This is a genomic window from Clostridium sp. CAG:265, assembly GCF_000436575.1.
GTDB classification, from domain to species: domain Bacteria; phylum Bacillota; class Clostridia; order Clostridiales; family Clostridiaceae; genus Clostridium; species Clostridium lentum.
Map to the genome: position 1 here is coordinate 6295 of NZ_FR886617.1, position 14175 is coordinate 20469.

Sequence of the window (14175 nt, forward strand, 5' to 3'; positions counted from 1 at the left end):
CCCTAAAGTCATTATTACAAGTTTTGCACCACATTGAATGAACTTGTCCACATGATTTTCAGGAGTATCTGGGCCAAAAATTCTTTCTGCATCAACTTCTGAAGGTTTTATTATATCTAACTTTCCAATAAGATTTTTTATATATTCTATTCCATCATGTCCTTCTTCCCAAATCATTTCATGATAATTTGGATCAAAACCTATAAGAACATTATTTTTTCTAGCTTCTTCAATAACTTTTTCAATAACTTTTCTTGATTTCTTTTGAGAAATAGGCCAGCATGAAAAATGAACTATTTTACTATTTTTTAATATTGAACCTATATCTTCATTGTATTCTAAATTATAATCTGCACTACGATAGAAAATAGGTAGTGGAGTTTCCTTACTTTTAGTTACAAGTACCATACTTGTAGAATTATTGACTTTATTAATAAATTCAGTATTAATATTATTTTTCTTTAAATTATTAATTAAGAATTCACCTAATCTATCATTTCCAACAGAAGCTGAAATAATAGGATTACCACCAAGTCTTTTTATATTCATAGTAATATTTGCAGGTGAACCACCAAAATATCTTGAGTATTTATTGCAACTATTGTCGGCATCATAATCATCAGAAATCATGTCAACTAATAATTCTCCAATTGCAAATACGTCAAATCTCTTATTCTCAAATTTTACAACATTGTTAAAGTTAAACATTGCTAACCCTCCCTTAAATTGGAATTATATAACTAAAGTATAAGTGAAAAAAAGATATATGTCAAGCGATTGACATATATCTTTTTGCATATTTGAATTATTATAGATTTCACTGATGGTTATGAAAACTTAGTAAATGATAAATGAGTAGCATTTTATATATAAAGATGAAGAGTTCTTACCTATAGCTGAAAAAAATGCTAGTAAAATGGTAGAGGAATTTATAAAACTTTATTAAGAGGTTAAATAAGTAAAGATGGTATCTTAAAATTGATTTTAAGATAACATCTTTAATATTAAATATTATTAACAGTTTCTCCTAAAACCTTCCCAATAGCCTCATGAATAACTAAATCAGCTTTATTATCAGCGGAAGTTGAACTCTTATTAATTAGAACAAGATTTTTACCTCTAAAGTAATTAATAAGCCCAGCTGCTGGATAAACAACCAGTGAAGTTCCACCTATAATTAAGGTATCTGCTTTAGAAATGGCAGCAATAGCACCGCTAATTACATTATCATCTAAGCCTTCTTCATAAAGAACCACATCTGGTTTAATATTTCCACCACATTTAGTACAAGTAGGCACACCTTTACTTTTTAAGATAAATTTCTCATCATAAAAAGCATGACAGCGTGTGCAGTAATTTCTTAAAACAGAACCATGAAGTTCATAAACTACTTTAGAACCAGCAGCTTGATGTAAGCCATCTATATTTTGAGTTATGACAGCTTTAAGTTTACCGATTTCTTCAAGTTTAGCTAAGGCTCTATGAGCATCATTTGGTTTTGCTTCAGGATAAATAAGTTTAGCCTTATAAAAGTTAAAGAATTCTTCTGGATATCTTATATAAAAACTATGAGATACTAACTGTTCAGGAGTAAAGTTTACATGTAACTTTTCACTATATAATCCATTTGAACTTCTAAAATCAGGTATTCCACTTTCGGTACTTACCCCTGCACCTCCAAAAAATGCAATATTATTACTATCTCTAAGTATTTGAGTTAATTTTTCTATTTCAGTACTCACAAAATCATCTCCGAATTATATATTTATAGTTATATTATGGCATACATGTTTGAAAAATAGAATGAATTAATCTCTATTTTAATTTTATTTATATATTATACATAACCATAATAAAAGTATTATTAGTAATTAATAGCTTTGAAAAGTATCTATAAAAAAGTTATTATATTTATCTTATTGTTGCTGATTTTAATATATGTTACAATGTAGTTGTATAACGAAAATTATTTAAAGATGAAAGGGTAAAGTAATTTTACTATGTATTTATAAGACAGAAATTATGGAGGGACAAGAGATGAAAAGTGTATACGATTTAGTAGTAGAAATGGAAGAAATAGAAGAAGAAAGAAGCAGAATAATGAAGTTTCTTGAAAAGAATAAAGCTACAGTAGAAAATTTAACAAAATTAGAAGATTTAGAAATCAGATACCATGGAATAGATAAGATAATATTGGAAAAAGGTATTAAATTTAATGTATATAAATATAAAGAAGCAAAAGAAGATTTAAAAAGGTGGGAAACTATGAGTGGTTTATCAGCACTTTTATCAACACCAAGAGATTATAGCACTTTAAGAAATGAAAAGAAAACTAGACTAATGGTAATAACTAATGATTTAAAATCAATTTTAATAAAAGAATAAAAGGTTACTTAATGAAGATAGCTCATATCAACTTTGATATAGGCTATTTTTTTATCATTATCTATTATTAAAAAAATATAAAAAAATAGTTGACATGTTTTAATAAAAGGTATATCATAATAAGTGAAGATGATAATTATTATCAGTTGAATAAGTTATATATATTATGATTATGTGCTAACAACATTATTCTGTATTGATATCACACATTTAATACAGAAATCTTGAATACATTAAATCCTAAAATCTTTTTATATTATTTATTAGCTCTACAAACATAGTCATAATTTAAATATATAAGCCAAAAGGCATCTATTGTACCACAGCAATAGATGCTTTTTTGGTATATTGACAATTGCTTTAAAAAGAGGATAAATAAAAAATGTAGCAAGTTATATGACTTACTACATTTTTTAAATATATTATATATATTAAATTAGGTGTGTAATTTGGCAAAAGAACTAGCTTGCACGTTTATGAGCAGCTCTAGCCTTTTCTTCAGCTATTTTTCTAGTGTACCAATCTTCACAAATCTTATTAAATGTTTCTTCACTCATATTTCTTTCGCTAAGCATAGAAGTATAAGGAGCATATTTCTTAGTTTGAGTATAATACTTCAAAACTAGTATATGATCATTCTTATATTCAAATCTGTAATCGTCATGATTATTATTTTTATATTTCATAAAATTCACTCTTCTTTCAAATAATTAGATAAATTTAATATATTGATAAAAATACTATCCATGACCTGCATTAAATACAAATCTCATATAATCATCTTCTTTCTTTCTTTCTTCTAGTATTATTATAACTCTATTTGAAATTAAATTCCATATAATGTAATAAAAATATTGATTTTTTTTAAATATTATTATGTAATGCATTTAAGCAATATGATATTATAGAATATATAGTTAGGAGAATATTATAGAGGAGACCGATAATGAGAAAAATAAAGATGGATAATATAATGAAAGAAAAAGATTATGTGCAGGAGAAAAAGCATCTGCTAAAGGATTATGTATAGCAGCAGTGGAATACTAGAAAAAATATTGAGGTGGAGAAATGGATAAGCTAAGTCATGGATGTACATTAGATTGCTTTGACTGTTGTAAGTTTAATGTATATGTTGAAGAAGGAAAAATCATTAAAATTGAAGGTGATAAGGAACATCCCTACACTAATGGATTTATCTGTAAAAAAGGCCTAGCTCATTTAGAGAGGCTAAATCACCACAAGAGGATTTATAAGCCTTTATTAAAAGTTAATGATAAGTGGAAGGAAATTACATTTGATGAAGCCATAGAAATAATGGTTGATAAGTTAAGGTTTTATAAAGATAAATATTCTCCCAAGTCAATATTATATTATGAACAGTATGGTAATGGCTCCATATTAAAGAGTATAGGAGAAATATTTTTTAATTTTTATGGTGGTGCATCTAAGGCAAAAGGTGGACCTTGTTGGAGTGCAGGTATACATGCACAAAAACAGGTTTTTGGGGATGTTGTAAGCCATTCGTTGGATGATCTTATACATAGCAAAAATATATTTGTTTGGGGTAAGAATCCAGCTAATACTACTATACATACTATGCAAAGTATAAAGAAAGCTAAGGTTAATGGTAGTAGAATCATTGTTATAGATCCTATCTTTACTCAAACAGCAAAAATAGCACATAAATATGTAAGAGTAAAGCCTGGTGGAGATGAAGCTTTAGCACTAGCTATGGGAAAGATTATTATTGAAAGAAATTATTTAGATAAAGATTATATTGAGCAATATGTAAATGGTTTTGAAGAATATAGAGATTACTTGCTATCATTAGATATGAATAATTTATCTTTTATATGTGGTGTAGAAATAAATGAAATTGAAGAATTAGCAAAGCTTTATAGTGAAAAGCATTCTAGTATTTTATTGGGATATGGTATGCAAAAGTATTATAATGGTGGTAATACCATTAAGTTAATAAGCTTTTTAGGTGCTATAACAGGGCAAATTGGTATAAGCGGAGGCGGTGTTAATTATGCTAACAGAGTTTATCCAGATATTTTAAATACTGACCCTTATAATAGTGCTGTTTATGGAGAAAGTAGAGAGTTTTATGTTAGTCATATTAGTGAGTTTATAAATGATGCTGTAAAGGGAAAAGCACATGCTAAAAACAATATATATTGCTTAGAGCAGGAAGGGATAAAGGAAGATAATGTTCCTTTAAAGATGTCTGTAATAACTAAAAGTAATTTATTAAATCAGCTACCCAATTTAAACAAGCTAAAGAATGCTTTTAGAAAAATTGAATTTAAGGTATGCATTGATATGTTTATGACTGATACAGCAGAAGAATGTGATTTATTTATTCCTGCCAGTAGCACATTGGAAAGTGAAGATTTACTTTTTAGCTCTATGACTAATCCATATTTAATTTTTAATGAAAAACTCATAGAACCAGCAGAAGAGCTAATGGATGAATATTACTTTTTTAGAGAGATAGCTAGAAGGCTTGAACTTAAAGGATATCCAATGGTAGAAAAAAAGGAATATCTTAATGAAGTTATCAAGCCATTAAAAAGAATCCATAAGGAAATTGATTTACAATATATAAAGAATAATTATTTTACTCCTCACAAGAATGTAGCTTGGGAAGATAAAAAGTTTTTAACTAAAAGTGGAAAAATAGAATTTAGTTTTAATAAAATGAGCCATAATAAAGAAGAGTCTAAGTTTAGATTACTAACTACCCATAGTAAGGATACATTATTTAGTCAACATTTTATGGATGAAGAAGATATTGCTATGGCGTATATAAATAGTAATGAAGCAAGAAAATTAAATATTAATGATAAAGAAAATGTTAGCTTAATATCTGATAATGGAAAAATTACTGTAAAAATTGTAGTAGATGATTGCATTGGTGATAATATAGTTATGATGTATGCTGGATGGTGGAAGAGACATGGCAATCCTAATTATTTAACTATATCAGGTATATCAGATATAGGGGGACAAGTAACTTATCATGAAACATTAGTAGAGATAGTTAAGGAAAAAGGAGAATAGAAAGATGGAAAAAGAATTAACATTATATCAATTAGGTAATTTATTAAAGATTATAACAGAAAATTATGAGGTAAACTTAATGTCAAAAATAAAATTAAGTGGAGGATGGATGACCATAACTGGTAATATAGATGTTGATTATATACCAGCTAATGAAGTATTAGGAAAAGGAAGTAATATAATAGGATTAAAGATTAATAATGGCGGAAGCTGTTCTAATGATATAAAAATAACTGGTATGAAGGATTTAAACTTCAAGGTAAATTTAGCTGCTACTAAATTTAAAGAAATACATAAGGGTGGATTAAATCTAGATAAGATAAAAGAAAAAGAAGATAAATGTACATTAAAAATAGATGAGAATATGATATTTACCATTAATGCTTCTTTTGAAGACGTTAAAAAATTATTATAAAGTTTAAGGCTGATCAATGACATCAGCCTTAATTTTTTAGAAAGAATTTATAAACATTACACCTATTAAACAAATTATTTCTATTATATAGATATGTTTTTATAATTCAATAGTCATTCCATCATAGGCAAATTTAATGGCTATACATTCTTTTTCATAATTAAGATAATCATCATATGACTTACCCCAATCTTCTTCTAAATGAGTTATTATGACATTTTGAATATTATATTTTGCTTTTAGTTCTAAGACCTCTTCAAATGAAAATAACTCTAAATTAAGTGGATTATTTTTAGTCAAATAGAAATTATTTTTAAGTATGTTTCCAATTATAGTATTACCTATGATAAGATAATCAGCATCATAGAATAGTCTTGAATTAGGAAATGGCTTCACATCACATGGTGCATAGATTAATTTTTTACCATTTTGTTCAAAAATGAATATTGTTACTGTAGCTTCTTCATTAGCAGGAACAAATGTTATCTTGATGTCATTAATTACTATTCTTTTGTTGACTGATTTTCTTTTTATTAAATTTAAGGATTCATAATAGTCAAAAATAGAACCATATTTTGTACTTAAGGCATTAACATCATTTAATACATTAGGTAGAGCTAATACTTTTATTGGATTATCACATTTTTTATTGATAGATAAGTCAAGCCAGTTAAGTCTTAATTGTTCGATAACTCGCATTCCAAAAGTATGATCTGGATCAAGATGGCTATAAGATAAATAATTTATTTCTTTTATATTACAGTGATTTAATGCATGTCCAATATCTTCTGGTGTATCTATCAATAATTTTATATCATCTAAAAATAAACTGCATCCGCATCTAGCATATGGATAACTTTTTTCTCTAGCTTCATTACAAATATTGCAAGTACATAAAGGCCTTGGAATGCTTACACATCCTCCTGAACCTGTAATAATAAATTTCATAAAATACCTCCATATAAATTTTTACCTTAATATATGTATAAAATACTTAAGATTTGTAAAGTAAATTATAATATAACACTTACCTTATTATACCATATATAACATAATATTTAAAAATATTATGTTATATATTTATAGATCAAATTAGTTAATTTGATGAAAAAATAGACTTAATAGGGATTTTTTATTGGTATAATACAGCTTTAAAAATAGTTATGAAGTTTATAATAAATATAATTAAATTGAAAAAGAAGTTAAAGAGAAGTAATATAAGATAAGTAGTATAAAGTGTAAAGGGGTTTTAATTATTACACTTTATTTTTAATCTTTAAGAAAGTGATGGGATGTGATTTTTAAATGAAAATAGTCCATACAGGTGATTGGCATATTGGAAAAATTGTCAACGAGTATTCGATGATAGAGGAGCAAAAATATTATTTAGATAAATTAGTGGAATTATTGAGAGAAAAGGAAGCAGAGGCACTTATTATTTCTGGCGATATATATGATAGATCAGTTCCACCAGCTGAGGCGGTAGAACTTTTAGATACTATACTTAGCAAAATAATTTTAGAACTTAAGATTCCTGTTTTAGCTATTGGGGGAAATCATGATAGTGCTGAAAGGTTATCATTTGGAAATAAGCTCCTTAGAGATAAAGGGTTATATATAGAAGGAAATTTTAATGGAGAAGTTAAGAAAGTAACACTAAAAGATAATGATGGAAGTGTGAATTTTTATTTACTACCATACATTGATCCGGCTCAAGCTAGGATTTTGTATGAGAATCCAGAAATTAAAACTCATGATGATATGATGAGAGAAATAGTATCAAGGATATATGAAAATTTAGATATTGATGAAAGAAATATCTTGATAGCTCATGGGTATGTTAGTTATTCATATGAAGATAAGGAACATAGAGGTGGATTAGAAGTTTGTGATTCTGAAAGACCTTTATCCATAGGGGGAACGGATATAGTGGATGGCAGTATATTTGAAAAGTTTGATTATGTGGCATTAGGGCATATTCATGGACCACAAAAGGTAGGTAGTAATAAAATTAGATACTCAGGTTCTCTTTTAAAATATTCCATATCGGAATGGAAGCAGAAAAAGTCCATACCAGTAATAGATATTAATAAAGACAAAAATCTAAAGGTAGAATTAATAGAGATAAAGCCATTAAGGGATTTAAGAGTAATAAGAGGACCTATTGATGAGCTATTAAATAGAGAAAATCATCAGGGCACTAATTTAAATGATTATGTATTTGCTGAAATAACAGATGAAGGAGAAATATTAGATGCCATATCTAAACTAAGAGCTGTATTTCCTAATATTATGGGACTTAGAATGGTTAACACTTCTTTAGGAATTGAAAATAGCAAGACAGCAGCAGGAGATAACTTTAGAGAAAAGTCATTGGATGAATTATTTGGAGAGTTTTATATTGATTTAAAGGGCAAGGAAATGGATGAAGCAAGAAATAGTGAGGTTATTAAAATATTAGAGGAATTGGAAAGGGGAAAATAAAGTGAAACCGCTTAAGTTAACAATAAATGCTTTTGGACCTTATGCAGGAAAAGAGGAAATTGATTTTAGCCTTTTAAAAAATAATAATTTATTTTTGATATGTGGGCCAACAGGAGCAGGGAAAACTACAATATTTGATGCCATATCTTTTGCTTTATTTGGTGAAGCAAGTGGAGGAAGTAGGACTATTGATTCTTTAAAAAGCGATCATGCTGATAAAAGTGAAACTTCTTATGTTACCTTAGAATTTATGGTAAAGGGCAAAATGTATTCAATTACCAGATATCCTACACAGAAAATTGAAAAGACAAAGAAAAATGGTAATATCCAAGTGGTAGAAAAAAAACATAGTGTGGAATTTTTACTGCCTGATGATAGAGTTATCAGCAAGACTACAGAAGCTACTAAGGAAGTTGAAAAGATATTAGGATTAAACTCAAATCAATTTAAACAAATAGTAATGTTACCGCAAGGAGAGTTTAAAAAATTACTAGAAGCTGAAAGTAAGGATAAAGAAATCATCTTTAGAAATATTTTTGGTACTGAGAAGTTTTTGAAATTCCAAGATAAATTAAAGGAAAAGCAGCTTATATTAAAAAGAAAAATTGAAGGAGATAAGCAAAAGAGGGAAGCTTATATAACTAAAATTGATGGAAATGATAATGAAGAATTAAATTTATTAATTAAAGAAGATAATAAGGATATTTGGGAGCTTATAAGGTTAGTTAAGGAACTAATTGGTGCAGACAATGAAAAGGAATATCTTATTAAAAAGGATATTGAAAAAGTAAATGAAGAAATATTCAAAATTAAAGAGCATGAAATTAAAGCCAAAGAAATAAATAATAAGCTTCAATTAAAGGAAAAAGTCCAAGAGGAATTAAATTATTTAGAAGAAAAGAAGGAAGCCATGAATGAGCGTCAGGAAGTTTTAGAAAAAGGAAGAGTGGCATTATCTTTAATTCATTTGGAAAGAAGCATTAATGAGGCAAAAAAAGAAATAGAAGCAAATAAATTGGAAATTGTTAATAAAGAAAAAGAGTTGCAGAGTAATACTAAAGATTTAAAAGAGAGTAAAGAATATTATGAAGAGTGTAAGGAACTTGAAAAGGGGAAAGACAGGCTTATAGAAGAAAAAAGTAAACTAAATGCAATTATTGGTAGATTTAAGGATTATAAACAAAAAGAAATTTTGATAAATAGACTTAAGCAGCAGTTAACATCTCAAGAAAAAGTAAAAGATTCAATTAAGTTAAAGCTAGAAAATGTAGTAAATAATATTGAATTTTTAAGAAATAGGATTACGGAAAACGCCAAGAAGGAACTAGAAAGAGTTCAATATGGTAATCTTTTAAGTGAAAAACAACGTCAAAAAGCAGAATTAATGGAAGTATATAGGTCTATAAAAAAATATATAGACTTAAGAGATGAATATAATTTGCTATTGGAAAAGTTTAATATTCAGGAAAATATATACAATCAAGCTAAGAAAAACTATGATGATGGTGATATTTTATTTAGAAAAGGTATGGCAGGTATACTTGCCATGAACCTTGAGAGTGGAGTGAAATGTCCAGTGTGTGGTTCAGAGAATCATCCAGAGAAAGCCTTAGTGCCAGAAAATGTACCTACAGAAGAGCAATTAGAAAAGTTTAAAGAAGATTATGAAGCACAAAAGGTCTTATATGATAAGCTTATGCAAGCATTAACTATTAAGAATAGTGAAATAGAAAATCAGTTGAATGATACTATTACTGAAAAAGTAGAGAGAGTGAAAGAAATAATTACTATAAAGATAGAGGTAAATGAGCTGAAAAATTTTGAAGCTATTAATAGTAATGTAGTTGAAAGAGGTAAAGCAATTGCTAAAGAAATTGAGGAATTAGTAGAAAAAATAAAAAACATAGATGTAGCTATTGCTAGTAAAAAAGAAGATGAAGATAGTCTAGTGATGTTTCTTAAGAATCAAGAAAGTTTACAAAATATTTCAGAAGAAGAAAATAATAAATATCAAAATTTATTAACAGAGTCTGCAAAGGAAATGGCTTTATTACAGGAGATAAAAGAAAATCTACCTAAAGATATGGAAAGTGAAGATGAAATATTAATAAAGATTAAGGAATCTGAAAATAAAATTACTATGCTTGAAGTAAATTCAAAAAAAGCTCTTGATGTATATACAAGAATGCAAAATATAGTGGCAGAAAATAAGGAAGCTTTACTACAAAAAAATAACTTATTAGTCAAGTGGAACAGCATATTAAGTGAAAAAGATTTTGAATTTAAATTAGCTATTGAAAAAAGCTGTTTTATAGATAGTAATTATTATAATAAAAGCAAAATTAGTGAAGAAGAATTAAAAATCATAGAGAAGGAAATACAAGAGTTTTATCAAAGATTAAAATCTAAAAAAGATCAATATCTAATGCTACAAGAAGAGTTGAAGGATAAGGAACATATTGATATAGATTTAATTATTAAGAGCTTAAATGAAAAAGAAAATGAATTAAGAGAGTTAAATTCTAAGGAAAAGAAAATATTCTCTAGGTTAACTAGCAATAAGGATACATTGAAGTTGATTATAAAGATTAGTGATAAGATAAAAGAAGATGAAAGCGAGTACAATGTAATAGGTGAGCTTTCAGAACTAGCTAATGGAAATAATTTAGAGAGAATAACCTTTGAACGATACGTATTAGCAGCATATTTTGATGATATTATTAAGGCAGCAAACAGAAGGTTAAGTAAGATGACTAATGAGAGATATGCTTTAAAAAGAAAGGCTGAAAAGGGTAAAGGTACTAAACAGTCAGGATTAGAACTAGAAATTATTGATGCATATACTGGAAAGGAAAGGCATGTAAATACTTTATCAGGTGGAGAAGGTTTTAAAGCTTCTCTAGCACTGGCATTAGGGTTAGCAGATGTAATTCAAAGTTATGCAGGGGGAGTGCATATTGAAACAATGTTTGTGGATGAAGGTTTTGGTAGTTTAGATCCAGAATCTTTAGATGGAGCAATTAATGCCTTAATGGATTTAAAAAATTTAGGAAGACTTGTAGGAATAATATCACATGTTGATGAATTAAGGGAAAGAATTGAAGCAAGGCTTGAAGTATCATTAGGTAAAAGTGGAAGCCGTGCCAAATTTATTATGAAATAGAGTTATTCATCCGAATTTAAATTCCTACTAAAAATGTTAAGATAAAAGATTTTATTTGTCTATAAGATATCAGAAATTTTAAGAAAAATGATTATGGGATGAATAATAAACAATTATAAATAAAAATTGCTAAAAAGAAAATACAAAAAATACCTCTTACAATTGCAAGAGGTATTTTGGTGCCGCCAGTGGGAATCGAACCCACACGGTTGCCCGCATGATTTTGAGTCATGTGCGTCTGCCAGTTCCGCCATGGCGGCTTGTAAAAATATCACTTAATTATACTATCATGAAGTTTCTATAATGTCAACTAATTACATAGTAGAGAAAATAATTATATAATAATTTAAAGGGAACAGATGTCAAAATATTGCAATATAATGTAGAGAAAACTAATTTTAGGAGAATACTTAAAGAAGAATGGAATGGTTTATTAGTTTAAGTCCAGTGCTACAAGGGTTAACAGCAACTATATTTACTTGGTCTGTAACTGCTTTAGGAGCAGCACTTGTATTTTTCTTTAAAAATGTAGATAGAAAGATATTAAATTCAATGCTTGGCTTTGGGGCAGGTGTAATGACAGCAGCAAGTTTTTGGTCATTGCTAAATCCTGCAATTGAATTATGTGGTGAACTTGGATATAGCCAGTTTTTATTGCCTGCAATAGGGTTCTTTGCAGGTGGAGTATTTATTATTTTTGCAGATATGCTTATGGATAAATATTCATATGGTATTATACCAGTAAATAATAAGAGCCTAGAAAAAAATAAAAGTTATAAAAAAAGCATTTTACTTGTTTTAGCGGTAACATTGCATAATATACCGGAAGGATTAGCAGTAGGGGTAGCCTTTGGTGGAGTAGCAGTAGGAATACCTAGTGCATCCGTTGCAGCTGCTATGACCTTAGCATTAGGTATTGGGCTTCAAAATTTTCCAGAAGGTGCTGCTGTATCTTTGCCATTAAGAAGAGAGGGATTATCAAGAGCAAAAAGCTTCTTTTATGGACAAGCTTCTGGTATTGTAGAACCTATTGCAGGTGTAGTAGGGGTAATTGCAGCTATAACTATTAGGAGTATGCTACCTTTCTTTTTAGCTTTTTCTGCAGGAGCAATGATTGCTGTGGTTGGAGCAGAGCTATTACCAGAAGCATCAATAGAAAATAAAAAACTTACTACTTTTGGATTGATTTTAGGATTTATTCTTATGATGGTTTTAGATGTGGCACTTGGATAATTGTTAATGGAAAATGGAAAGTTGGTAGGAAACTTCTGTAGGAATTTTGAAAATTGATAATTAAAAAATTGAGGAGTATACTGAAATATTTTAAAAAAATAAAAAGTTTAAAAATTTTAGAAGTAAAAGAAAAAAGTGACTGTCGCACTAAAAATTTTATATACAATAATATTGTATTATTTATTCTTAATGCGACAGTTCCTTTTTTATATTAATTATTTTTTGATATTGAAGAAAGCTTTTGTTCCTCTAAATTCTGCTACAGAACCTAGTTCTTCTGATATTCTTATAAGTTGATTGTATTTAGCAACTCTTTCAGATCTAGCTGGAGCACCAGTTTTTATTTGACCGGCATTTACAGCAACAACTAAATCAGCGATAGTTGTATCTTCTGTTTCACCAGATCTATGAGAAATAACAGCAGTATATCCAGCTCTATTTGCCATTTCAATGGCATTTAAAGTTTCAGTTAAAGTTCCAATTTGATTTAACTTTATAAGGATAGAGTTAGCAACACCTTTATTAATTCCTTCTTCTAATCTCTTAGTGTTAGTAACAAATAAGTCATCACCAACTAATTGTACTTTTTTACCGATTCTTTCAGTAAGTAGTTTCCAACCTTCCCAGTCTTCTTCAGCCATACCATCTTCAATAGAGATAATTGGATATTTATTAACCCAGCTTTCTAAGAAATCAACCATTTCAGAAGCTGTTAAAGTCTTTCCTTCGTGTTCTAAAACATATTTTCCGTCTTTATAGTATTCTGATGAAGCAGCATCAATGGCAATAAACATATCTTTTCCAGGTTCATAACCTGCTTTTGTAATAGCTTCTAAGATTACTTCGATGGCTTCTTCGTTTGATTTTAAATTTGGAGCAAATCCACCTTCATCACCTACACCAGTTGAATATCCTTTTTCATTTAAAGTTTTCTTTAATGAATGATATACTTCAGCACAAGCTTGAATTGCTGCATCAAATGAATTAAAACCAGCAGGCATTACCATAAATTCTTGTAAATCAACGGAATTATCTGCATGAGAACCACCATTTATTATATTCATCATAGGTACAGGAAGAACCTTAGCATTCACTCCTCCAACATATTGATATAGAGGTAAGCCTAAGAAATTAGCAGCAGCGTTGGCAACAGCTAAAGAAACACCTAAAATAGCATTTGCACCTAATTTACCTTTATTGTCAGTTCCATCAAGTTCTATAAGTTTTTTATCAATGGTTGTTTGGTCAAAGACATTATACCCAATTAATTCTTTAGCAATTATATCATTTACATTAGAAACAGCAGTTTTAACACCTTTACCCATAAAATATTCTTTATTATCGTCTCTTAATTCTACAGCTTCATAAATTCCAGTTGAAGCTCCTGATGGTACGGCAGCTCTTCCTATAGTACCATCTTCTAAGATAA

General features: G+C 28.4%; 11 protein-coding genes and 1 tRNA gene. 6 read left to right on the plus strand and 6 right to left on the minus strand.

The window, feature by feature from the left end:
- Together Q5O29_RS06500 and Q5O29_RS06505 are read right to left on the minus strand one after the other, a co-directional pair.
- Nucleotides 1–708, minus strand: a 708-nt coding sequence (locus tag Q5O29_RS06500) for a PfkB family carbohydrate kinase (RefSeq protein ID WP_302631854.1), incomplete at its 3' end; no start/stop codon positions are given.
- Between the two features lie 296 nt (nucleotides 709–1004).
- A complete protein-coding gene (locus Q5O29_RS06505) occupies nucleotides 1005–1742 on the minus strand; it encodes an NAD-dependent protein deacylase (protein ID WP_022212156.1) in 738 nt (245 codons plus the stop codon).
- 295 nt (nucleotides 1743–2037) lie between these two features.
- Between Q5O29_RS06505 and Q5O29_RS06510 the strand changes: the two genes are divergently transcribed.
- Nucleotides 2038–2385, plus strand: a complete 348-nt coding sequence (locus Q5O29_RS06510; protein WP_022212157.1) for a hypothetical protein — start codon at nucleotides 2038–2040, stop codon at nucleotides 2383–2385.
- A gap of 461 nt (nucleotides 2386–2846) precedes the next feature.
- Here the strand turns inward: Q5O29_RS06510 and Q5O29_RS06515 are convergent, their stop codons facing one another.
- Entirely contained in the window at nucleotides 2847–3071 is a 225-nt protein-coding gene (locus tag Q5O29_RS06515; protein WP_022212158.1) for a hypothetical protein, read from the minus strand.
- Nucleotides 3072–3453: 382 nt separating this feature from the next.
- Here Q5O29_RS06515 and Q5O29_RS06520 point away from each other — a divergent pair, with 382 nt between their 5' ends.
- Together Q5O29_RS06520 and Q5O29_RS06525 are read left to right on the plus strand one after the other, a co-directional pair.
- Complete coding sequence (locus tag Q5O29_RS06520; RefSeq protein ID WP_022212159.1) at nucleotides 3454–5451, plus strand: molybdopterin-dependent oxidoreductase; 1998 nt, start codon at nucleotides 3454–3456, stop codon at nucleotides 5449–5451.
- A 4-nt stretch (nucleotides 5452–5455) separates the two neighbouring features.
- Complete coding sequence (locus Q5O29_RS06525) at nucleotides 5456–5866, plus strand: hypothetical protein (RefSeq protein WP_022212160.1); 411 nt, start codon at nucleotides 5456–5458, stop codon at nucleotides 5864–5866.
- 99 nt (nucleotides 5867–5965) lie between these two features.
- On the opposite strand, the gene Q5O29_RS06530 is transcribed toward Q5O29_RS06525, so the two are convergent.
- Entirely contained in the window at nucleotides 5966–6814 is an 849-nt protein-coding gene (locus Q5O29_RS06530; RefSeq protein WP_022212161.1) for an MBL fold metallo-hydrolase, read from the minus strand.
- Between the two features lie 357 nt (nucleotides 6815–7171).
- On the opposite strand from Q5O29_RS06530, the gene Q5O29_RS06535 reads away from it, so the two are divergent.
- Together Q5O29_RS06535 and Q5O29_RS06540 are read left to right on the plus strand one after the other, a co-directional pair.
- On the plus strand, nucleotides 7172–8350 hold the full coding sequence (locus Q5O29_RS06535) for an exonuclease SbcCD subunit D (protein WP_022212162.1): 1179 nt from the start codon (nucleotides 7172–7174) through the stop codon (nucleotides 8348–8350).
- A 1-nt stretch (nucleotide 8351) separates the two neighbouring features.
- Nucleotides 8352–11513: an AAA family ATPase gene (locus Q5O29_RS06540; protein WP_022212163.1), complete on the plus strand. Its 3162-nt coding sequence runs from the start codon at nucleotides 8352–8354 to the stop codon at nucleotides 11511–11513.
- A gap of 177 nt (nucleotides 11514–11690) precedes the next feature.
- Here Q5O29_RS06540 and Q5O29_RS06545 read toward each other — a convergent pair.
- Nucleotides 11691–11773 (minus strand) — tRNA-Leu (locus Q5O29_RS06545).
- Between the two features lie 160 nt (nucleotides 11774–11933).
- On the opposite strand from Q5O29_RS06545, the gene Q5O29_RS06550 reads away from it, so the two are divergent.
- Nucleotides 11934–12746, plus strand: coding sequence for a ZIP family metal transporter (locus tag Q5O29_RS06550; protein WP_022212164.1), 813 nt, complete (start codon nucleotides 11934–11936; stop codon nucleotides 12744–12746).
- A gap of 215 nt (nucleotides 12747–12961) precedes the next feature.
- Here the strand turns inward: Q5O29_RS06550 and eno are convergent.
- On the minus strand, nucleotides 12962–14175 hold a 1214-nt coding region (eno, locus tag Q5O29_RS06555), incomplete at its 5' end, for a phosphopyruvate hydratase (RefSeq protein WP_302631856.1).